This is a genomic window from Streptomyces sp. NPDC051963 (genome assembly GCF_044593495.1).
Classification (GTDB): domain Bacteria; phylum Actinomycetota; class Actinomycetes; order Streptomycetales; family Streptomycetaceae; genus Streptomyces.
Window position 1 is genome coordinate 529,667 of sequence record NZ_JBIUCC010000008.1, and the last position, 20,222, is coordinate 549,888.

At 70.3% G+C, this 20,222-nt stretch carries 18 protein-coding genes and 1 riboswitch; of the genes, 15 read left to right on the forward strand and 3 right to left on the reverse strand.

From position 1 onward, the window contains the following. The first annotated feature begins 304 nt into the window (after positions 1-304). Both mfd and ACIHFB_RS33870 read left to right on the forward strand, forming a co-directional pair. Positions 305-3,853 (forward strand): transcription-repair coupling factor, encoded by a 3,549-nt coding sequence (gene mfd, locus ACIHFB_RS33865; RefSeq protein ID WP_400128925.1) that lies wholly within the window; start codon positions 305-307, stop codon positions 3,851-3,853. A gap of 44 nt (positions 3,854-3,897) precedes the next feature. After that, positions 3,898-4,812 carry a hypothetical protein gene (locus ACIHFB_RS33870; protein WP_365276494.1) on the forward strand — a complete coding sequence of 305 codons (915 nt, stop codon included), beginning with the start codon at positions 3,898-3,900 and terminating at the stop codon, positions 4,810-4,812. A 92-nt stretch (positions 4,813-4,904) separates the two neighbouring features. Here the strand turns inward: ACIHFB_RS33870 and ACIHFB_RS33875 are convergent, their stop codons facing one another. Beyond that, positions 4,905-5,090: an antitoxin gene (locus tag ACIHFB_RS33875; protein ID WP_365276496.1), complete on the reverse strand. Its 186-nt coding sequence runs from the start codon at positions 5,088-5,090 to the stop codon at positions 4,905-4,907. A gap of 149 nt (positions 5,091-5,239) precedes the next feature. Between ACIHFB_RS33875 and ACIHFB_RS33880 the strand changes: the two genes are divergently transcribed. The 5 genes from ACIHFB_RS33880 to ACIHFB_RS33900 all read left to right on the forward strand — a co-directional run bounded on the left by ACIHFB_RS33880 (position 5,240) and on the right by ACIHFB_RS33900 (position 9,906). After that, positions 5,240-5,965: an HNH endonuclease family protein gene (locus tag ACIHFB_RS33880; RefSeq protein ID WP_365276805.1), complete on the forward strand. Its 726-nt coding sequence runs from the start codon at positions 5,240-5,242 to the stop codon at positions 5,963-5,965. A gap of 52 nt (positions 5,966-6,017) precedes the next feature. Continuing rightward, positions 6,018-6,761, forward strand: a complete 744-nt coding sequence (locus ACIHFB_RS33885) for a GNAT family N-acetyltransferase (RefSeq protein ID WP_365276499.1) — start codon at positions 6,018-6,020, stop codon at positions 6,759-6,761. Positions 6,762-6,952: 191 nt separating this feature from the next. Beyond that, entirely contained in the window at positions 6,953-7,567 is a 615-nt protein-coding gene (locus tag ACIHFB_RS33890) for a hypothetical protein (protein ID WP_365276502.1), read from the forward strand. A 38-nt stretch (positions 7,568-7,605) separates the two neighbouring features. After that, positions 7,606-9,090, forward strand: coding sequence for a serine/threonine-protein kinase (locus ACIHFB_RS33895; protein ID WP_365276807.1), 1,485 nt, complete (start codon positions 7,606-7,608; stop codon positions 9,088-9,090). Between the two features lie 168 nt (positions 9,091-9,258). Beyond that, positions 9,259-9,906, forward strand: coding sequence for a SurA N-terminal domain-containing protein (locus ACIHFB_RS33900; protein WP_400128926.1), 648 nt, complete (start codon positions 9,259-9,261; stop codon positions 9,904-9,906). Between the two features lie 16 nt (positions 9,907-9,922). Here ACIHFB_RS33900 and ACIHFB_RS33905 read toward each other — a convergent pair whose 3' ends face one another. Together ACIHFB_RS33905 and ACIHFB_RS33910 are read right to left on the reverse strand one after the other, a co-directional pair. Next, positions 9,923-10,789 (reverse strand): RNA polymerase sigma-70 factor, encoded by an 867-nt coding sequence (locus ACIHFB_RS33905; protein ID WP_365276508.1) that lies wholly within the window; start codon positions 10,787-10,789, stop codon positions 9,923-9,925. Beyond that, positions 10,786-11,364: a carboxymuconolactone decarboxylase family protein gene (locus tag ACIHFB_RS33910; protein ID WP_365276511.1), complete on the reverse strand. Its 579-nt coding sequence runs from the start codon at positions 11,362-11,364 to the stop codon at positions 10,786-10,788. Before ACIHFB_RS33910 ends, ACIHFB_RS33905 begins: the two co-directional genes overlap by 4 nt. A 133-nt stretch (positions 11,365-11,497) precedes the next feature. On the opposite strand from ACIHFB_RS33910, the gene ACIHFB_RS33915 reads away from it, so the two are divergent. The 8 genes from ACIHFB_RS33915 (at position 11,498) to ACIHFB_RS33950 (ending at position 19,823) form a co-directional block, all read left to right on the forward strand. Then, entirely contained in the window at positions 11,498-12,481 is a 984-nt protein-coding gene (locus tag ACIHFB_RS33915; protein WP_400128927.1) for a nucleoside triphosphate pyrophosphohydrolase, read from the forward strand. A 68-nt stretch (positions 12,482-12,549) separates the two neighbouring features. Then, on the forward strand, positions 12,550-13,854 hold the full coding sequence (locus ACIHFB_RS33920; RefSeq protein ID WP_365276516.1) for a cytochrome P450: 1,305 nt from the start codon (positions 12,550-12,552) through the stop codon (positions 13,852-13,854). 144 nt (positions 13,855-13,998) lie between these two features. Further along, positions 13,999-15,024 (forward strand): transglycosylase family protein, encoded by a 1,026-nt coding sequence (locus ACIHFB_RS33925; protein WP_400128928.1) that lies wholly within the window; start codon positions 13,999-14,001, stop codon positions 15,022-15,024. Between the two features lie 176 nt (positions 15,025-15,200). Continuing rightward, a riboswitch (cyclic di-AMP (ydaO/yuaA leader) is annotated at positions 15,201-15,385 on the forward strand. A gap of 3 nt (positions 15,386-15,388) precedes the next feature. Continuing rightward, positions 15,389-16,096 carry a transglycosylase family protein gene (locus ACIHFB_RS33930; protein ID WP_365276522.1) on the forward strand — a complete coding sequence of 236 codons (708 nt, stop codon included), beginning with the start codon at positions 15,389-15,391 and terminating at the stop codon, positions 16,094-16,096. A gap of 331 nt (positions 16,097-16,427) precedes the next feature. Beyond that, positions 16,428-17,714, forward strand: a complete 1,287-nt coding sequence (gene eno, locus ACIHFB_RS33935) for a phosphopyruvate hydratase (RefSeq protein WP_210588242.1) — start codon at positions 16,428-16,430, stop codon at positions 17,712-17,714. A 95-nt stretch (positions 17,715-17,809) separates the two neighbouring features. Then, entirely contained in the window at positions 17,810-18,286 is a 477-nt protein-coding gene (locus ACIHFB_RS33940) for a septum formation initiator family protein (protein ID WP_365276524.1), read from the forward strand. A gap of 50 nt (positions 18,287-18,336) precedes the next feature. Beyond that, positions 18,337-18,867, forward strand: a complete 531-nt coding sequence (locus ACIHFB_RS33945; protein WP_400128929.1) for a DUF501 domain-containing protein — start codon at positions 18,337-18,339, stop codon at positions 18,865-18,867. Next, a complete protein-coding gene (locus tag ACIHFB_RS33950; protein WP_365276529.1) occupies positions 18,864-19,823 on the forward strand; it encodes a Ppx/GppA phosphatase family protein in 960 nt (319 codons plus the stop codon). The genes ACIHFB_RS33945 and ACIHFB_RS33950 overlap by 4 nt, the downstream gene beginning before the upstream one ends. Positions 19,824-20,222: the final 399 nt, after the last annotated feature.

A 20,222-nucleotide genomic window follows, 5' to 3' on the forward strand; every position in this document is an offset into this window, starting at 1 on the left:
GGGGGAGCGGGGAAAGCCCGGTGCCGGGGAGTCTTGGGGGACTCTTCGGCGCCGGGCTCTCGTATGTTGCTTTTCGAGCCCGACCCTTCAACCGACCGAGTCGGGCGGTGGGTGGGCATAGGCCCGGGGGTCCAGGGGGCGGAGCCCCCTGGTAGGCCGACACCGACGCCGGGCACGTGAAAACCGACGTTATCCACAGCCGCCGACGCCCGCGCCGACACCGACGTACGCTGGAGACCCCCGGCCCGTGCGACGAGTCGGGCCCTTCGCGTTGCCCACCCCCGGACGGAAAGCCCTCCTCCACATGAGCCTGCACGGTCTGCTCGACGCCATCGTCAAGGACACCGCCCTCGCGGAAGCGACCAAGGCGGCCGCGGACGGCAACCGCATGCACGTCGACCTCGTCGGCCCCCCGGCGGCCCGCCCCTTCGCGGTGGCCGCCCTGGCCCGCGAGTCCGGCCGCCCCGTCCTCGCGGTGACGGCGACCGGGCGGGAGGCCGAGGACCTGGCGGCGGCCCTCCGCTCCCTCCTCCCCCCGGAGGGCATCGCGGAGTACCCCTCCTGGGAGACCCTCCCGCATGAGCGCCTGAGCCCCCGCAGCGACACCGTGGGCCGCCGCCTCGCCATCCTGCGCCGGCTGGCCCACCCCCGCACCGACGACCCCGAGACGGGCCCGGTCTCGGTTGTCGTTGCGCCCGTACGATCCGTGCTCCAGCCCCAGGTCAAGGGACTCGGCGACCTGGAACCGGTGGCCCTGAAGACCGGGCAGACCGCCGACCTCAACGCCATCGTGGAAGCCCTCGCTGCCGCCGCGTACGCGCGCGTGGAGCTCGTCGAGAAGCGTGGCGAGTTCGCCGTACGAGGCGGCATCCTGGACGTCTTCCCGCCCACCGAGGAACACCCCCTGCGGGTGGAGTTCTGGGGCGACGACGTCGAGGAGATCCGCTACTTCAAGGTCGCCGACCAGCGCTCCCTGGAGGTCGCCGAGCACGGCCTGTGGGCCCCGCCCTGCCGTGAGCTGCTGCTCACGGACGAGGTGCGTGCACGCGCGCGTGCCCTCGCCGAGGCCCACCCCGAGCTGGGCGAACTGCTCGGCAAGATCGCCGAGGGGATCGCGGTGGAGGGCATGGAGTCCCTCGCGCCGGTCCTGGTCGACGACATGGAGCTGCTCATCGACGTACTGCCCAAGGGCGCCATGGCCGTCGTATGCGATCCCGAGCGGGTACGCACGCGTGCCTCGGACCTGGTGGCGACGTCGCAGGAGTTCCTCCAGGCCTCCTGGGCGGCCACGGCAGGCGGCGGCGACGCGCCGATCGACGTCGGCGCGGCCTCCCTGTGGTCCATCGCGGACGTCCGGGAGCGGGCGCGTGAGCTGGACATGATGTGGTGGTCGGTGTCGCCGTTCGCGGCGGACGAGGAGCTCGACGCGGACACCCTCAAGCTCGGCATGCACGCGCCGGAGTCGTACCGCGGGGACACCGCGCGGGCCCTCGCCGACACCAAGGGCTGGCTCGCCGACGGCTGGCGCACGGTGTACGTCACCGAGGCCCACGGCCCCGCGGCCCGTACGGTCGAGGTGCTGGGCGGCGAGGGCATCGCGGCCCGGCTGGCCGGCTCCGATTCAAAGACGGGGGAGCTCGGGGAGATCTCCCCGTCGGTCGTCCATGTGGCGTGCGGCTCGATCGACTACGGATTCGTCGACACGGCGCTGAAGCTCGCGGTCCTCACCGAGACCGACCTCTCCGGCCAGAAGGCGGCCGGCAAGGACGGCGCCCGGATGCCCGCCCGCCGCCGCAAGACCATCGACCCGCTGACCCTGGAGGCGGGCGACTACATCGTGCACGAGCAGCACGGTGTCGGCCGGTACATCGAGATGGTGCAGCGGACGGTGCAGGGCGCGACCCGCGAGTACCTGGTCGTGGAGTACGCGCCCGCCAAGCGCGGCCAGCCCGGCGACCGCCTCTACATCCCCACCGACCAGCTGGAGCAGATCACCAAGTACGTCGGCGGAGAGGCCCCGACCCTGCACCGGCTCGGCGGCGCCGACTGGACGAAGACGAAGGCCCGCGCGAAGAAGGCCGTCAAGGAGATCGCCGCCGACCTGATCAAGCTCTACAGCGCGCGCATGGCCGCGCCCGGTCACGCCTTCGGCGCGGACACCCCGTGGCAGCGCGAGCTGGAGGACGCCTTCCCGTACGCGGAGACGCCCGACCAGCTCACCACCATCGCCGAGGTCAAGGACGACATGGAGAAGACGGTCCCCATGGACCGCCTGATCTGCGGCGACGTCGGTTACGGCAAGACGGAGATCGCGGTCCGCGCCGCCTTCAAGGCCGTACAGGACGGCAAGCAGGTCGCGGTGCTCGTCCCGACGACCCTGCTGGTGCAGCAGCACTTCGGGACCTTCAGCGAGCGGTACTCCCAATTCCCGGTCAACGTACGGGCGTTGAGCCGCTTCCAGACGGACACCGAGGCCAAGGCGGCCCTGGAGGGGCTGCGCGACGGCTCGGTGGACATCGTCATCGGCACGCACCGGCTGTTCTCCGCCGAGACCAAGTTCAAGGACCTCGGCCTGGTCGTCGTCGACGAGGAGCAGCGCTTCGGCGTCGAGCACAAGGAGCAGCTGAAGAAGCTGCGCGCGAACGTCGACGTGCTGACGATGTCCGCGACCCCGATCCCGCGCACCCTGGAGATGGCGGTGACCGGCATCCGCGAGATGTCGACGATCACCACCCCGCCGGAGGAGCGCCACCCGGTGCTGACCTTCGTCGGGCCGTACGAGGAGAAGCAGATCGGCGCGGCCATCCGCCGTGAACTCCTGCGCGAGGGCCAGGTCTTCTACATCCACAACCGCGTCGAGTCGATCGACCGGGCGGCGGCACGGCTGCGCGAGATCGTCCCCGAGGCACGGATCGCGACGGCCCACGGCCAGATGTCGGAGCAGGCACTGGAGCAGGTCGTCGTCGACTTCTGGGAGAAGCGGTACGACGTCCTCGTCTCGACGACGATCGTGGAGTCGGGCATCGACATCTCCAACGCCAACACCCTGATCGTGGAGCGCGGCGACAACTTCGGTCTCTCCCAGCTGCACCAGCTGCGCGGCCGGGTGGGCCGAGGCCGGGAGCGCGGATACGCGTACTTCCTCTACCCCCCGGAGAAGCCGCTGACCGAGACCGCCCACGAGCGGCTCGCGACCATCGCCCAGCACACCGAGATGGGCGCGGGCATGTACGTCGCCATGAAGGACCTGGAGATCCGCGGCGCCGGAAACCTCCTGGGCGGCGAGCAGTCCGGCCATATCGCGGGCGTCGGCTTCGACCTGTACGTACGGATGGTCGGCGAGGCGGTCGCGGACTACCGGGCCTCCCTGGAGGGCGGTGTGGAGGAGGAGCCGCCGCTGGAGGTCAAGATCGAGCTGCCCGTCGACGCGCACGTCCCGCACGACTACGCCCCGGGCGAGCGGCTGCGCCTGGCGGCCTACCGGTCCATCGCCTCCGCAAACACGGAGGAGGACATCAAGTCCGTACGCGAGGAACTCGTCGACCGCTACGGCAAGCTGCCCGAGCCCGTCGAGAACCTCCTGCTGGTGGCCGGACTGCGCATGCTCGCGCGCGCGTGCGGCGTCGGCGAGGTCGTCCTCCAGGGCAACAACATCCGCTTCGCACCGGTGGAGTTGCGCGAGTCGCAGGAGCTGCGGCTGAAGCGGCTCTACCCGGGGACGGTCATCAAGCCGGCCGCCCACCAGGTGCTGGTGCCGCGCCCGAAGACCGCGAAGGTGGGCGGGAAGCCGTTGGTCGGGCGGGAGTTGCTCGGCTGGGTCGGGGAGTTCCTGGCGTCGATCCTGGGATCGTAGGGCTGCTGTTCCGCGCGAGGGCGGATACGGGGAGGGGGCACGTCATGTCGCAGGCCGATGGGGAGTTCGGGGAAGTGCCGGTGCGGAGCGAGGGCGCGGTGGAGCCGGGGCGCGCGCGTCAGCTCTGGCATCTGCTGGAGCCGCTGCACGCGGTGCTGTACTACGCGCCGGAGGCCTTCGAGGAGGCCGCCGCGCTCGGGTACGCCACCGAGGCGCGCTGGCCGAGCTACTTCCCGTACCGGGCAGCGCCGTTGGGCCCGGTGGGCGGCGAGCGTGTGACCTCCGCCTTCTACAGTTTCAGCCCGCGCATGGTCGCCGAGCACATCGACTCCGCGTGGCAGGTCGCGAGCCCGGAGGCGGTGCTGGCGGCGCGGCTGCGGGCGATCGACCGGGCCTACGGCGCGCTGTTCGGTGACCGCACCGCCAGTGCCGAACTCGCGGAGGCCGTCGCCCTGGCCCGGCGCGCGGCCGAGGCGGCGAACACCGCGGGCCGCCCGCTCGCCGCGGCCAACGCCGCGCTGGAGTGGCCCGACGTCCCGCACCTCCAGCTGTGGCAGGCGGCGACGATCCTGCGCGAGCACCGCGGCGACGGGCACCTGGCGGCCCTCCTCGTGGCCGGGCTCGACCCCATCGAGGCGCTCGTGTCGTTCGCGGCGATCGGTGCCGCATCCGTGGAGCGCTTCGAGAGCCGCGGCTGGAGCGGCGCGGAATGGGCCGCCGCGCAGGACCGTCTGGCCGCCCGCGGCCTGATGGAACAGGACGGCATGGCCACGGAGGCGGGGCGTGAGCTGCGCCGCCGGGTCGAGGAGGACACCGACCGGCTCGCCGCCGCCCCCTGGCAGGCCATCGGCCCGGCCGGCGCCGACCGTCTCAGCGAACTGCTCGGCGAGTTCTGGGTCGCGGTGCTGGCTTCCGGACTGCTGCCTTCGGAGACGACGTTGGGGATCGGGAAGGTGTAGGGGCCGGGAGCCGGGACGGGCGCCGGACAGTGTGAAGCCGTCCGCGGGAGAACGGGTCTCCGCGGACGGCCTCCTCCGTGAGTCTGGTGGTCCTACGGCTGTTGGGGCCTGTCCCGGTCGATGCCCATGGCGCCTTCTGCCTTCTGCTGCGCCTGGTCGACCTGGCTCTCGTACTTGTTGCCCGTCTTCTCGTTGGCCTTCTGTTCCGCGGCGTCGGACATGCCCTTGGCCTTCTCCTGCGCCGCCTTGTTGCTCTTGAACCTGTCGAAGATACCCATCCAGATCTCCCTCCGGAGGTGACTCAGGATCGACGATACGCCCGACTTGCGTGAAGTGCGCATTAAAGCCCTATATGGTCTGGACCTCTCGGCCGCTACCGTGGGACAACGTGAAACAACTCAGGGGTGGGGCGGCGGCCGCCGCCGTAATGCTGGGCATGGCACTGCTGCTCGCGGGCTGCGAGAACGTCGATCTGCCCGAGGCGGACAACGAGCCATCGAGCTCGAACGAACCCTCCGGCTCGGGTACCAGCCCGCTGGACAACCCGGACGGGACCAAACCGGGCCTCGCGCCCCTCACCTCCGACGCCGACCGGGCCGAGGCGCGGACGCTGATCGAGAAGGTGACGACCAAGGGCCGCGGCCCGAAGACGGGCTACGAACGCGACGAGTTCGGCTACGCCTGGATGGACTCGGCGGACGGTGTGCCGCTGGCCCGGAACGGCTGCGACACCCGCAACGACCTCCTCCAACGCGACGGGGAGGACGTCCGTTTCCGCTCCGGCTCGGACTGCGTCGTCATCTCCATGACGCTGCACGACCCGTACACCGCGACGACCATCGAGTGGCGCAAGCAGAAAGCCACCGAGGTGCAGATCGACCACATGGTGCCGCTGTCCTACAGCTGGCAGATGGGCGCCGCACGCTGGTCCGAGGACAAACGCGAGCAACTCGCCAACGACCCGCTCAACCTGATACCGGCCGAGGGCCGTTCCAACAGCTCCAAGGGCGACTCCGGCCCCGCGTCCTGGCTCCCCCCGAGCAAGCAGATCCGCTGCGCGTACGCGGTCCGCTTCGCGCAGGTCTCCCTGAAGTACGAGATGCCGGTGACGGCACCGGACAAGGAGATGATGCTGCGGCAGTGCGGAGGCTGACCGGCCGGGCTCAGTCGGTGTGCTTTTCGTTCCGCACGCCTACGGTGACCGTATGGAGCTGAAGGTATCGAGCCTCGCCGAGCGTCCCGAGGCGCGGGAGCGGGTCGCCGGGATGGCGAACAGCTGGCCGGAGTTCGTGGTCAACGACGCGGTGGGCGACGCGCACTATCCGCGCATCGCGGCCGAACTCCCCGAGTATGTGCTGTTCGCCGAGGACGAGACGGGGGAGATCGTCGCGCACGCCCAGAGCGTGCCGTTCGCGCTCGCCGCCGAGGGACGCGGCCGGCTGCCGGCGCGCGGCTGGGACGAGGTGCTCGTGTGGGCCTTCGGCGATCTGCGTCGCGGCGTACGCCCCGACACCGTCAGCGCCATCTCGATCACCGTCGCCCCGCACGTCCAGGGGCGCGGAGTGTCCGGCCGCATGCTGTCGGCGATGCGCGAGTCCGCCCGCGCGCACGGCTTCACCGAGGTCGTCGCCCCGGTCCGCCCCAGCGCCAAACACCTCGAACCCCGCACGCCCATCGAGGAGTACGCCCACCGCGTACGCCCCGACGGACTCCCGCACGACCCCTGGCTGCGCGTCCACGCCCGCGCAGGCGCCGTCATCGACTCCGTCGCCCCGGCGTCCATGACCGTAGCCGGGTCGCTGGAGCAGTGGCGCGACTGGACGGGCCTGCCGTTCGACACCGCCGGCGCCATCGAGGTGCCGGGCGGACTGGTGCCCGTGCGGTGTGAACCGGAGCAGGGGTACGCCGTGTACGTCGAACCCAACGTGTGGATGCGGCACATGGTGTGAGGGGCGGTGCGGGGCGCCCGTAGGCACGAGGTCGTCCGGAGTGGTCAGGACGACAACGGTTCGGTACAACCCGGGACCGCTTGTCCGTGTCGGCCTATACGCTCGAACCGACAATCGCACCACCGACGTCGCGCCCGCGCGGGACGATGCCGGAGGGTCTCGTACGCCCACTTCAGGCACCAGGAGCAGTCATGCATGGCCACGGCTATACGCAGCCGGTGAAGCAGCCGCCCCCGACGCTGTGGCTGATCTTCCTGCGTGTGGTGTTCGTGGCGCTCTCGATCATCAGCTTCGGCTTCCTCGCCTGGGTGATGCTGCTGCGCCTGGCGATCGTCACGCGCAAGCAGCGCGACTGGCTGCTGCTCGGGGCCCTGATCGTCATCGACATCCTCGTGGTCGTGCTGCTCGGCTCCGAGCCCGGCGACGAGATACACACCGTGGGCGGCTGGCTCGGCCTTCTGCTGCTGCTGGGTTCGCTGACGGGGGCGATCGCCTACTACATCGCGGCGGACGTACGCCACTACCACCAGCTCCGCCACGGCGCGTACGCCGCCGGGCAGACACCGATACCGGGGCACGGCTACCCCCGGCCGCCGGCGCCGTACACCGCCACCACCGCACCGCAGACGCCGGCCGCCCCGCACCACCCGCCGCCGATGCCCCAGGCCACCCCCACCGACCGGCCGCCGATACCCGCCCCGCCGCAGCGCCCCGCGCCCGCCCGGATCGACCAGGTGCGCGCCGAACTCGACGAGCTCAGTGACTATCTGCGCAAGCACGAGGGCAACCACGAGGGCGGAAGGTGACCGTGGCGACGGGACGTGTCGTCGCCGGCCGCTATGAACTGTCCACCCTCATCGGGCAGGGCGGCATGGGCCAGGTCTGGACGGCCTACGACCAACGGCTCGACCGGCGCGTGGCGGTGAAGCTGCTGCGCCCCGACAAGGTGGCCGGCGAACAGGCCGACGAGCTGCGCCGCCGGTTCGAGCGCGAATGCCGGGTGACCGCGCAGGTCGACCACCCCGGCCTGGTCACGGTGCACGACGCGGGCAGCGCGGGCGACGAACTGTTCCTCGTCATGCAGTACGTCGACGGAGTCGACCTCGCCGCGCATCTCGCCGAGCACAACCCCTACCCATGGCAGTGGACCGTCGCGGTCGCCGCGCAACTGTGCGCCGTGCTCAGCGCCGTGCACGCCGTGCCGATCGTCCACCGCGACCTCAAGCCGCGCAACGTGATGGTGAAGCAGGACGGCACGGTCACCGTCCTCGACCTCGGCGTCGCGTCCGTCATGGAGACCGACACCACCCGCCTCACCCACACCGGTTCACCCATCGGCTCGCCCGCCTACATGGCCCCGGAGCAGGCGATGGGCGGCGCGGTCGGCCCGTACACCGACCTGTACGCGATGGGCGTGCTGCTGCACGAACTCCTCAGCGGCGACGTCCCGTTCTCGGGCTCCACGGCGCTCGGCGTGCTGCACCGGCACCTGTACGAGCCGCCGGTGCCCGTGCGCCGGCTGCGCCCCGAGGTGCCGGAGGCCCTCGAAGCGCTCGTGCTGCGCCTGCTCGCCAAGGACCCGCAGCACCGGCCCGCCTCCGCGCAGGAGGTCTACGAACACCTGGCGCTGCTCCTGCCCGCACGCGGGACGCCCACCGGTGCACCCCTCGACCCCACCCGCCCCTTTCTGCGCCCGCACGCCCCCTGGCCGGACCGCGCCCGCACGCCCGCGCCCCAGCCCGCCCCCCTCGCACCCGTCGCCGAGAAACCGGACGTCGCCGGCGCCGTGGACGAGGTCAAGCGCCTCCTCGACGAGGGCCGCATCACCCAGGCCGTCGACATCCTCGGCGCGATCCTGCCCGTCGCCGCCGAACAGCACGGCGGGCACTCCCCGGTCGTCCGCACCCTGCGCAAGCAGTACGCCGCCACGCTCATGGACGACGGCCAGTACCGGCGCGCGCTGCCCGAACTGCGCCTCCTCGCCGACGAACGCGCCAGCGAGGCCGGCCAGTCGGACCCGCAGTCCCTGCGCTTCCGCTACGACGCCGCCCAGTGCCTCGAACAGCTCGGCCAACCGGCGGCGGCGCTCAGGGAGTACCGCACACTGCTGCCGTACTACGAGAACCAGTACGTCGCCGGCGACCCCCGGCTCTCCCACGACGTGCGCCGCCGCATCGGCCACCTCCTCCTCGCCCTCGGCGACCGCCCCGCCGCCCACGACACTCTCGCCCGGCTGGTGCTCGACGTGGAGCGGCTCAACGGCCCCGGCCACCCGCTCGCGATGGACATCCGCCGGACACTCCAGTGGCTGGGGCAGGTGCGGGGCTGACTTCGGCGATCGGACATCGGCGATCGGGCGCACCCGATATGCGCGCCGGTGCCCGAAGTCCTGGTGAATCGTTGGTCGAATGGGTTGGCCAGAGCTTGGCCACTGCCTACCATCGATCACCGCAAGACTTTGTGCACCGCCGCACAATCTCCATCCCGGGAGGCTTCCTTGCACCGCCGCCGTCGCACCGCGCTCCTCCTCTCCGCCGCGATCGTCGCCGCGGCCCCGCTCCTCACCGCCTGCGGAAACGATGCGCACCCCGGCGCGGCAGCCGTCGTCGGCGGCCAGCGGATCACCGTCTCCCAGCTGGAGAACAGGGTGAGCGAGGTACGCGAGGCCCAGCGGGCGGTCGTACCGGACGAGGCCCAGTACGAGCAGGCCATCGCCAAGACCGGCAGCCTCACCCGCGACACCCTGCACGGCATGGTCCTCGACCAGGTGCTGCACCGCGCCGCCCAGGACGCGGGCGTGACCGTCTCCCGCAAGGAGATCCAGGAGATGCGCGGCGCCCTGGAGGAGCAGGCCGGCGGCGCCGAGGCGCTGGAGACGACCTGGCTCCAGCAGTACGGCGTCCCGCCGGAGCGTCTCGACGAGAACCTGCGCCTCCAGCTGGAGGCCCAGAAACTCGCCGAGAAACTCGGCACCGACACCAGCCAGCCCGCCTTCTGGACGGCCCTGTCCCAGGCCTCCGACGAACTGAACGTCGACCTCAACCCGCGCTACGGCACCTGGGACGTCGAGAAGAGCAGCCGCGTCGACACGAAGACCCCGTGGGTACGGGAGGTCACGGCGACGGGGACGCAGGACACGGCGTAACGGCACGGCAGCGGGCTCACCTCGCGAGTTCGGCCGGTTGATCAAGCCGCGTCAGCTTCCGCGGGTTTCGCACCACGTAGATGCGCGTGATCCGGCCGTCCGCCACCGCGAGGCTCACCGTGGAGGGCTCGCCGTCGAAGTCGAGACGGCCCGCGGGGGCGCCGTTGAGCCAGACCGGTGTCGTCGCGAAGTCGGCCACCACCCGGTTCGCCCTGGCGAGCAGCTGGGCGATCACCGCGGCACCGTGGATCGGCACGCGCGACGCGGCCACGATCCCGCCGCCGTCGGTGATCATGACGACGTCCGGTGCCATGATCTCCATCAGTTCCTGAAGCCGGCCGGTGCGCAGCGCGGCCAGAAACCGCCCCACCACGGCCTGCTGCTCCGACCGGCTCACCCGCACCCGCGGCTGCCGGGCCGCCACATGCTCACGCGCCCGCCGGGCGATCTGCCGCACCGCTGCGGCGCTCTTCCCGACGGCCTCGGCGATCTCGCCGTACGGCACGTCGAAGACCTCGCGGAGCACGAACACCGCTCGCTCCGTCGGTCCCAGCGTTTCCAGCACGGTCAGCATCGCGATCGATACGCTCTCCGCGAGCTCGACGTCCTCGGCGACATCGGGGCTGGTCAGGAGGGGTTCCGGCAGCCACTCGCCGACATACTCCTCGCGGCTGCGGGACAGCGTGCGCAGGCGGTTGAGCGCCTGCCGGGTGACGATCCGGACGAGGTACGCGCGCGGGTCACGTACCTGCGCCCGGTCGACGTCGGCCCACCGCAGCCAGGACTCCTGGAGCACGTCCTCCGCGTCGGCCGCCGACCCGAGCATCTCGTAGGCGACGGTGAACAGCAGGCTGCGGTGGGCGACGTAGGGATCCTCGGTCATACGGTCGACGCCACCCCGGAGTCCTCGGAACGTACGGCCAGCGGAAGCTCGCACGCGTCGGAGAAGCCCTGCGACGTGATGCCGTGCGCCGAGTTGTTCCTGGTCGACAGGTTGGCGAAGGCGATGGACGCGGTGAGCTCGACCATCGCCGCCGGGCCGAGCCGGTCGAGCAGGCCCGCATACAGCTCGTCGGTGACGGTCGGCGGCGTGTTCGTCATGGCCTCGGCGTACTCCAGGACGTCCCGCTCCAGCGGCGTGAACACCTCCGACTCGCGCCAGCGCGGCACCTGGCTCGCCTTGGTCAGATCCAGGTTCTTGTGCAGCGCCTGGAAGTAGTTGATGTCAAGGCACCAGCCACAGCCGACCTGGGCCGCGACCGCCATGTGCGCGAACGTCTTGAGGCCCTCGTCGGCTCCGTCCCACGCGTTCACCTTGCCCCCGATCTCCGAGGAGTCCTGAGCGACCTTCATGTTGTGCGCCGTCACCTCGAACGGTTCGGGCACGGCACCGAACTGCTTGATCATGCTCTCCTTCAGCTCCGCGGGAAGGTCTGCCTTGGGAATGCGTAGCGCCATGGTGTTCTCCCTGTGTGTCGGTCGGTTCGACATGAAGACACCGCCGGCCACGCGCATGTGACATCGCCGGGGGAGCGCCCTGTACCTGTGGACAACTCGGGGCGCGGTCAGTGGCGTGCGTTACGTTCGGAGAGTGAACGCAACCAGCTCGGATCGGGCCTCCGGCCGCATCGTCCTGCTCACCACCAGCCACCGCGTCGCCCCCGGCCTGCTGTCCTGGCCGGCCTGGCAGGCGCTGCACGCCGCCGACCGGGTGCTGTGCGCGGACGGCACGCACCCGCAGCTGCCCTATCTGCGCGAGGCCGGGATATCGGTCGAGGAGACGTCCCCGACCGCCGAGGAACTGGTCGACGTCTGCGCCGGCGGACGGACCGTGGTGGTCGTCGCCACGGGCGAGGGCGAGCCGGCCCTGACGGACGGCCTCGCGCGCCTCGCCGGTTCCGGCCGCTTCCACATGCCCGACCTTGAGCTGCTCCCCGCCTCGTACGACCTTCCGGGCGCCCGCCTCCTCGACCTCGTCCAGGTCATGGACCGGATCCGCGTCGAGTGCCCCTGGTCGTCCCAGCAGACCCACAAGGGCCTGGCGAAGTACGGGATCGAGGAGGCGTACGAACTCGTCGAGGCGATCGAGGACGGCGACGCGTACGAACTCCGCGAGGAGTTGGGGGACGTCCTGCTCCAGGTCGTCTTCCACGCCCGTATCGCCGAGGAGGACACCGACTCCCCGTACTCCATCGACGACGTCGCGGCCGGCATCGTCACCAAGCTCATCCACCGCCACCCGCACGTCTTCGGCGACGAGACGGCCACCACCCCCGAGGAGGTCAAGGCCCACTGGCTGCGCACCAAAGCCATCGAAAAGCAGCGTCAGTCGGTCACCGACGGCGTCCCCCTCGGCCAACCCGCCCTCGCCCTCGCCGCAAAGCTGGCATCCCGCGTCCGCACAGCCGGCCTCGACGTACCGCTCCCGCAGGCCGAGGGCATCGGCTACGAACTGCTGGCACTGGCCGTCCGCGCGGAACTGGCCGGCGTGGACCCGGAAGCGGCGTTGCGGGCGGCGGCGCGGGCTTATCGGGATGCGATCAGGGGGGTGGAGGGGGCACCGACGGACGTCTGAAGCGTGCCCCGCACCCGGCAGTCCGCAGCGCCCGCGCCGGCGCGCCGCACGCCGGATACCGTCATGGAGTGACCGACCAGCCTCACCCCACCCAGCCGCTTTCCCCCACGCCCGAGCTCTTCACGTGGGAGTTCGCGAGTGACCCCTACCCCGCCTACGCGTGGTTGCGCGAACACGCCCCCGTGCACAAGACGCGGCTGCCCAGTGGTGTGGAGGCATGGCTCGTCACCCGTTACGTCGATGCCAAGCAGGCGCTCGCCGACCCGCGGCTGTCCAAGAACCCGGCGCATCATGACGAGCCGGCGCACGCCAAGGGCAAGACCGGTATCCCCGGTGAGCGCAAGGCCGAGTTGATGACGCATCTGCTCAACATCGATCCGCCGGACCACACCAGGCTCCGCAGACTGGTCTCCAAGGCGTTCACGCCCCGCCGTGTCGCCGAGTTCGCGTCCCGGGTCCAGGAGCTCACCGACGACCTCATCGACCGGTTCGCCGAGAAGGGATCCGCCGACCTCATCCACGAGTTCGCGTTCCCGCTCCCCATCTACGCGATCTGCGACCTGCTCGGCGTCCCCCGAGAGGACCAGGACGACTTCCGGGACTGGGCGGGCATGATGATCCGGCACGGCGGCGGGCCGCGGGGCGGGGTCGCCAGGTCCGTGAAGAAGATGCGCAGCTATCTCGCCGACCTCATCCACCGCAAGCGCGAGGCCCTCCCCGCCGAACCCACGCCCGGCGAGGACCTCATCTCCGCTCTCATCCGCGCCTCGGACCACGGCGAGCACCTCACCGAGAACGAGGCCGCGGCCATGGCCTTCATCCTCCTGTTCGCCGGCTTCGAGACCACCGTGAATCTCATCGGCAACGGCACCTACGCCCTCCTCACCCACCCCGAGCAGCGGGCCCGCCTCCAGAAGTCCCTCGCTGCCCACGAAACGGCCCTCCTCGAAACCGGCGTCGAGGAACTCCTGCGCTACGACGGCCCCGTGGAACTCGCCACCTGGCGGTTCGCCACCGAGCCGCTCGCCGTCGGCGGGCAGGACATCGCACCCGGCGACCCCGTCCTCGTCGTCCTCGCCGCCGCCGACCGGGACCCGGAGCGGTTCGCCGACCCCGACGTCCTCGACCTCGGCCGCCGCGACAACCAGCACCTCGGATACGGCCACGGCATCCACTACTGCCTCGGCGCCCCGCTCGCCCGTCTGGAGGGCCAGACCGCCCTGGCCACCCTCCTCACCCGCCTCCCGGACCTCCGACTCGCGGTGGATTCCACCGATTTGAGATGGCGCGGCGGACTCATCATGCGCGGACTGCGCACCCTGCCGGTCGAGTTCACGCCATCTGGCCAACACGCCTCACCTGCGCAAAGGTGACACGCCTTCAATTCTGTGATCTTCACGTGATCTACGCGGCATTAACTTGTGACAAGTGATGTGCTGCCTATACGTTCACGGATCAGCGCGACGCTGTGTCTCACCCGCCGCGCCGGTCACTGCTGTCTCGCGAAAGGCCCCCGCATGCTCTCCGGGAACGGTCGTCACCGTCGCCCCCGTCAGGCTCCGGCCCTCCTCGTCGCGGCCGGAGTGACCGGCTCCGCCATCGCCATCCCGCTCCTCGGTGCGAGTGGCGCGAGCGCGGCCGACGGCAGCACCTGGGACAAGGTCGCGGAGTGTGAAAGCGGAGGCGCCTGGAGCGCCAACAACGGCAACGGGTTCTACGGCGGCCTCCAGTTGGCGCAGGAGGACTGGGAGGAGTACGGCGGCCTCGACTACGCCCCGAGCGCCGACCAGGCCAGCCGCTCCCAGCAGATAGCCGTCGCGGAGAAGGTGCTCGCGGACCAGGGCGCCGGCGCGTGGCCCACCTGCGGTCTGCTCTACGGCCTCGGTGAGGACTCCCGTTCGGCGGGTGTCGACACGGGTCTGGCGGGCGAGGCGTCGGCCGACGAGTCCACCTCGTCCGACACTTCCTCCGGCTCCTCGGGCCTGTCCGACTCGCCCGAATCATCCTCGTCGCCCTCAACTTCCGAGTCGTCCCCCTCGGCTTCCCCGTCGCCGTCCTCCCCTTCCTCTCCGTCCTCCTCGGCCGATGGGCCGTCGGGCGACACGGACAACTCCGCCAAGTCCGACACATCCCCCGAATCCGACGCAAGCCCCTCGCAGGAATCCGACAGTCCGTCCACAGGTTCCAGCCAGGAAGACGATTCGGACAAGTCAGGCCAGAACGTCGGCTCTTCGTATCTCGCGGACACCGGCACCGGCAAGCATCGCGGCGACAGCGCGGACGAGGGTGCGGCAGGCGACCGTACCGACTCCTCCGGCCGCCACGCCTCCCGCAGCGACGGCGACGCACGCGCCACCGCGGACGACTCCTACACCGTCCGCACCGGCGACACTCTCTGCGCCATCGCCGACTCCCTTGACGTGAACGGCGGATGGCGTGAGCTCTACGCCGAGAACAAGGGAACCGTCGGCGCCGACCCGAACCTCATCATCCCCGGTCAGACCCTCGAACTCGGTGCCGAAACGGGCGAAAACCAGCGGTAGTTGGGCCCCGCTTCGGGCTGAATGTCCGGTTTGGTGAAAGTGTGGGATGAGTCTCAGAAGCCCTGATCGTCTTTGAAATTCGGCGGATCGCGTGTCTACGGTCATCACCGCTCGCCAACACGAGCCCCGGCTGCCGCAACGCCGAATCCTGCCAGTGGCCGCACGGGAACAGTCGTCGCTTGACAGCGCCGTAGGCAGGAGCGGGGGACCCAAGGTAAGCGCCGTGCCGGTCAGTTGACCGTGTGCGGCTTGGGGTGAAGCCGTGCCCCGTACGGGACGAAAGCCTCGTACGAGACATGGCCGGGCAACTCAACCGGCCCGAACCCGACAGCTCACCTCGCAGGCGTCGGTGAGGGGATCAACCATGCTGTTTTCCGGCAAGGGCAAGCACCGTCGCCCGTCCAAGGCCACTCGCGCCATCGCCATCGCCGGTGTCACCGGCGCCGCTGTCGCCGCCCCGCTGATGGCGGCCGGCAACGCCTCCGCCGCCACCGCCTCCGAGTGGGACACCGTCGCCCAGTGCGAGGCCGGCGGCAACTGGTCCATCAACACCGGCAACGGCTACTACGGCGGCCTTCAGTTCTCCGCCTCCACGTGGGCCGCGTACGGCGGCACTCAGTACGCGGGCTCCGCCGACCAGGCCTCCAAGGCCCAGCAGATCGAGATAGCCGAGAAGGTCCTCGCGGCCCAGGGCAAGGGCGCCTGGCCGAACTGCGGCACCGGCCTGTCGGGCACCGCGTACACCGGCGGCTCCGGCTCCGACAGCGGTTCCAGCAGCTCCAGCAGCTCCAGCTCTTCGAGCGACAGCAGCACCAGCACCCGTTCGACCGAGGAGCAGAGCGCCTCCCGTTCGACCGAGCGCCCCGCCGCCAAGAAGACCGTCACCACGCCGACCGGCGAGAAGGTCAAGAAGGGCGACGGCGAGTACAAGGTCGTCAAGGGCGACACCCTCAGCACGATCGCCGAGGAGCACGACGTCAAGGGTGGCTGGGACAAGCTGTTCCAGCTGAACAAGGACATCGTCAAGGACGCCGACCTCATCTACCCGGGTCAGCAGCTGCACCTGAAGTGATCCGAGGTTCGCAGCAGGAACACGGTTGAACCACAGAGCCCTCATATCCGTGGCTTTCATAGTGGAGGCCTCGTGAGGGTCACCCCCGTCCCCCACGGGCTCCCCGCTCCGGTGCGTCTTCCCCCGTACGCACCGGGGCGGGGCTTTTTTGTGTCGCCTTGCGCGCAACTTTTTGTTCCGTTCAGAAACAATTTACTCTCGGTTCTGTCCAACGGGTGGGTGACCCGGTGGCCGATCGCCCGGAGCCGGTTAGGCTCATCTCGCAGAGCCGCCACGGCGCTGCGCCCGCCGGGCCCGGCCCGGTGTACCCGCGTCACATCCCAAGAAGGAGATGCTCGTGCCGTCCATCGACGTCGTCGTAGCCCGGGAAATCCTCGACTCGCGAGGCAACCCCACCGTCGAGGTCGAGGTCGGCCTCGACGACGGCAGCACGGGTCGTGCCGCCGTTCCGTCCGGTGCGTCCACCGGTGCCTTCGAGGCCATCGAGCTCCGCGACGGCGACCCGAACCGCTACCAGGGCAAGGGTGTGGAGAAGGCCGTCCTCGCGGTCATCGAGCAGATCGGCCCGGAGCTGGTCGGCTACGACGCCACCGAGCAGCGCCTGATCGACCAGGCGATGTTCGACCTGGACGCCACCGACAACAAGGGCTCGCTCGGCGCCAACGCCATCCTCGGCGTCTCCCTCGCCGTCGCCCACGCCGCCTCCGAGGCCAGCGACCTCCCGCTCTTCCGCTACCTGGGCGGCCCGAACGCGCACCTGCTGCCGGTGCCGATGATGAACATCCTGAACGGCGGCTCGCACGCCGACTCCAACGTGGACATCCAGGAGTTCATGATCGCCCCGATCGGCGCGGAGTCCTTCTCCGAGGCGCTGCGCTGGGGCACCGAGGTCTACCACACCCTCAAGAAGGTCCTGAAGAGCAAGGGCCTGGCCACCGGTCTCGGCGACGAGGGCGGCTTCGCCCCGAACCTCGGCTCCAACCGCGAGGCCCTCGACCTCATCCTCGAGGCCATCAAGGAAGCCGGTTACGCCCCCGGCGAGCAGATCGCCCTCGCGCTCGACGTCGCCGCCTCCGAGTTCTACAAGGACGGCAAGTACCTCTTCGAGGGCAAGGAGCGCTCCGCCGCCGAGATGACGGAGTACTACGAGGAGCTCGTCGCGGCCTACCCGCTCGTCTCCGTCGAGGACCCGCTGTTCGAGGACGACTGGGCCGGCTGGAAGGTTCTCACCGACAAGCTCGGCGACAAGGTGCAGATCGTCGGCGACGACCTGTTCGTCACCAACCCGGAGCGCCTGGCCCGCGGCATCGACGACGGCGCCGCCAACGCCCTGCTCGTCAAGGTGAACCAGATCGGCTCGCTCACCGAGACCCTGGACGCCGTCGAGCTGGCCCAGCGCAGCGGCTTCAAGTGCATGATGTCCCACCGCTCCGGCGAGACCGAGGACGTCACCATCGCCGACCTGGCCGTCGCCACCAACTGCGGTCAGATCAAGACCGGCGCCCCGGCCCGCTCCGAGCGCGTCGCCAAGTACAACCAGCTGCTGCGCATCGAGGAGATCCTCGACGACGCCGCGGTGTACGCCGGCCGCAGCGCGTTCCCCCGCTTCAAGGGCTGAGCTTCGGAAAAGGCCTAGCCAGTCGTACGTACGTCCTCGTACTCGGTCCCGTACCGTGTGCGGGGACGTACGCACGTATGAAGGGGAGGTGGGTCATGGCCGTCAAGGACCGGGACCGTTTCTCCACCGCGACCAGGATCCGGCTGCTCGGCGAGCAGACGGCCGCCCGTGTCTACCGCTCGCAGACCAAGCGCCAGGCCCGCCGCTCCCGGCTGACCGGCCGCGCGGCGCTGCTGGCCCTCGTCCTGTGCTCGCTGGTGGTGGCCCTCGCCTATCCGATAAGGCAGTACGTCTCCCAGCGCGCCGAGATCGCCGATGTCCGGCAGCAGAAGCAGCAGGCCCAGCAGCGGGTCGAGCAGCTGCGCGACCTCAAGGCGCGCTGGCAGGACGACGCGTTTGCCAAGCAGCAGATCCGGGAGCGGCTGCACTATGTGATGCCCGGGGAGACCGGGTTCATCGTGGTCGACCCGGACGCGGCCAAGCAGTCGCGCGCCGACACCGGGACGGCCGACCGCCCCTGGTACTCGAACGTCTGGGACGGGGTCGACAAGTCCGACGCCTCCGACCGGTGACGGACAGACACCTTCGACCAGTGAACTGACAGAGAGATTTTCGTACGAGCATGGAAACGCCCCCGCCCTCCACTCCGCGCACCGAGCCCACCGACGCGGATGTCGAGGCCTTCAAGCAGCAGCTCGGGCGTCCGCCGCGCGGGCTGCGTGCCATCGCGCACCGCTGTCCGTGCGGGCAGCCGGACGTCGTGGAGACGGCGCCGCGACTGCCCGACGGGACGCCCTTCCCGACGACGTACTACCTGACGTGTCCGCGCGCCGCCTCGGCGATCGGCACGCTGGAGGCGAACGGCGTCATGAAGGAGATGACGGCCCGGCTGGAGAGCGACCCGGAGCTGGCGGCCGCGTATCGCTCCGCGCACGAGGACTACATCCGGCGCCGGGACGAGATCGAGGAGCTGAAGGGCTTTCCGAGCGCGGGCGGGATGCCGGACCGGGTGAAGTGTCTGCATGTGCTCGTGGCGCACAGCCTTGCCGCGGGGCCCGGTGTGAACCCCCTCGGTGACGAGGCGATCGAGATGCTGCCGGAGTGGTGGCGCAAGGGTGCATGCGTGACGACGACGGAGGAGGACGGCCAGTGACCCGCGTCGCCGCCATCGACTGCGGTACCAACTCCATCCGGCTTCTCGTCGCCGACGTGGACCCGGAGAACGGTCAACTCGTCGATCTGGACCGGCGGATGACGATCGTGCGGCTCGGGCAGGGCGTCGATCGGACCGGGCGGCTTGCGCCTGAGGCGCTGGAACGGACCTTTGCCGCCTGCCGAGAGTATGCGGCGATCATCAAGGAACACGGCGCCGAACGGCTGCGGTTCGTGGCCACGTCGGCCTCCCGGGACGCCGAGAACCGGGACGAGTTCGTGCGCGGGGTGCTGGACATTCTCGGGGTGGAGCCCGAGGTGATCTCGGGTGAGCAGGAGGCCGGGTTCTCGTTCACGGGGGCGACGAAGGAGCTCGCGGGGAGTGATCATCTCGCCAAGCCCTACCTCGTCGTGGACATCGGCGGCGGCTCGACGGAGTTCGTCGTCGGCGACGACCAGGTGCGCGCCGCGCGCTCCGTGGACGTCGGATGTGTCCGGATGACGGAGCGGCACCTGGTGCGCGAGGGCGTCGTGTCCGACCCGCCGAGCGACGGGCAGATCGCCGCGATGCGCGCCGACATCGAAGCCGCCCTCGACCTCGCCGAGCAGACGGTTCCGCTGCGGGAGGCGCACACGCTGGTCGGTCTGGCCGGCTCGGTCACCACGGTCTCCGCCATCGCGCAGGACCTGCCCGAGTACGACTCCGTCGCCATCCACCACTCACGCGTCTCCCACGACCGCGTCCGGGAGATCACCGAGCAACTCCTGCGCTCCACGCACGCCGAGCGCGCGGCCATCCCCTCCATGCATCCGGGGCGCGTGGACGTGATCGGCGCGGGCGCCCTGGTGCTGCTCTCGATCATGGAGCGGATCGGCGCCGAGGAGGTCGTAGTGAGCGAGCACGACATCCTCGACGGCATCGCCTTCAAGGTGGCGGAGGACGCCGCAGGGAACTGACCTGCACTGACGTGGAGCGGCCCCGGTCCTCGTGGTGAGGAACCGGGGCCGTCGCACCAGCCCATGAGGGCTGTCCGTCAGTTGCAGAGGAGAACGATGAGTCCGCTGCACCCCCCATCGTCTCCATGGCCGCCGCCGCCCTTGGCCGGAGCGGCCTTTGTGACGACGTGAGAGGTAGGCGTCGCGGCGACTGCGGTTGCGGCCGTCGCCGTCCCCGCCGCAAGAGCGATGCCCAGGACTGCGCTGACTGCGACTATTCGCGAAGTGGCCTTAGTGGCCAGCTGTGAAGTGCTCATGCGGGCACGCTATGCACACTTTCTCCCGATATCACGCGGTATGTGGCTGACGGGTGAATGACACGCACCGGTGGCCTAAGGGTGTGGCCCAGGTGTCGTCGAT

What these genes read in the sequence shown, in the direction of transcription:
- ACIHFB_RS33940 (WP_365276524.1), top strand. Translation starts at nt 17,810, where the DNA reads ATGGCCGTCAAGGACCGGGACCGTTTCTCCACCGCGACCAGGATCCGG.
- ACIHFB_RS33905 (WP_365276508.1), bottom strand. Translation starts at nt 10,789, where the DNA reads ATGACCGAGGATCCCTACGTCGCCCACCGCAGCCTGCTGTTCACCGTC.
- ACIHFB_RS33880 (WP_365276805.1), top strand. Translation starts at nt 5,240, where the DNA reads ATGCTGGGCATGGCACTGCTGCTCGCGGGCTGCGAGAACGTCGATCTG.
- eno (WP_210588242.1), top strand. Translation starts at nt 16,428, where the DNA reads ATGCTCGTGCCGTCCATCGACGTCGTCGTAGCCCGGGAAATCCTCGAC.
- mfd (WP_400128925.1), top strand. Translation starts at nt 305, where the DNA reads ATGAGCCTGCACGGTCTGCTCGACGCCATCGTCAAGGACACCGCCCTC.
- ACIHFB_RS33945 (WP_400128929.1), top strand. Translation starts at nt 18,337, where the DNA reads ATGGAAACGCCCCCGCCCTCCACTCCGCGCACCGAGCCCACCGACGCG.
- ACIHFB_RS33925 (WP_400128928.1), top strand. Translation starts at nt 13,999, where the DNA reads ATGCTCTCCGGGAACGGTCGTCACCGTCGCCCCCGTCAGGCTCCGGCC.
- ACIHFB_RS33885 (WP_365276499.1), top strand. Translation starts at nt 6,018, where the DNA reads ATGGAGCTGAAGGTATCGAGCCTCGCCGAGCGTCCCGAGGCGCGGGAG.
- ACIHFB_RS33890 (WP_365276502.1), top strand. Translation starts at nt 6,953, where the DNA reads ATGCATGGCCACGGCTATACGCAGCCGGTGAAGCAGCCGCCCCCGACG.
- ACIHFB_RS33930 (WP_365276522.1), top strand. Translation starts at nt 15,389, where the DNA reads ATGCTGTTTTCCGGCAAGGGCAAGCACCGTCGCCCGTCCAAGGCCACT.
- ACIHFB_RS33910 (WP_365276511.1), bottom strand. Translation starts at nt 11,364, where the DNA reads ATGGCGCTACGCATTCCCAAGGCAGACCTTCCCGCGGAGCTGAAGGAG.
- ACIHFB_RS33875 (WP_365276496.1), bottom strand. Translation starts at nt 5,090, where the DNA reads ATGGGTATCTTCGACAGGTTCAAGAGCAACAAGGCGGCGCAGGAGAAG.
- ACIHFB_RS33870 (WP_365276494.1), top strand. Translation starts at nt 3,898, where the DNA reads ATGTCGCAGGCCGATGGGGAGTTCGGGGAAGTGCCGGTGCGGAGCGAG.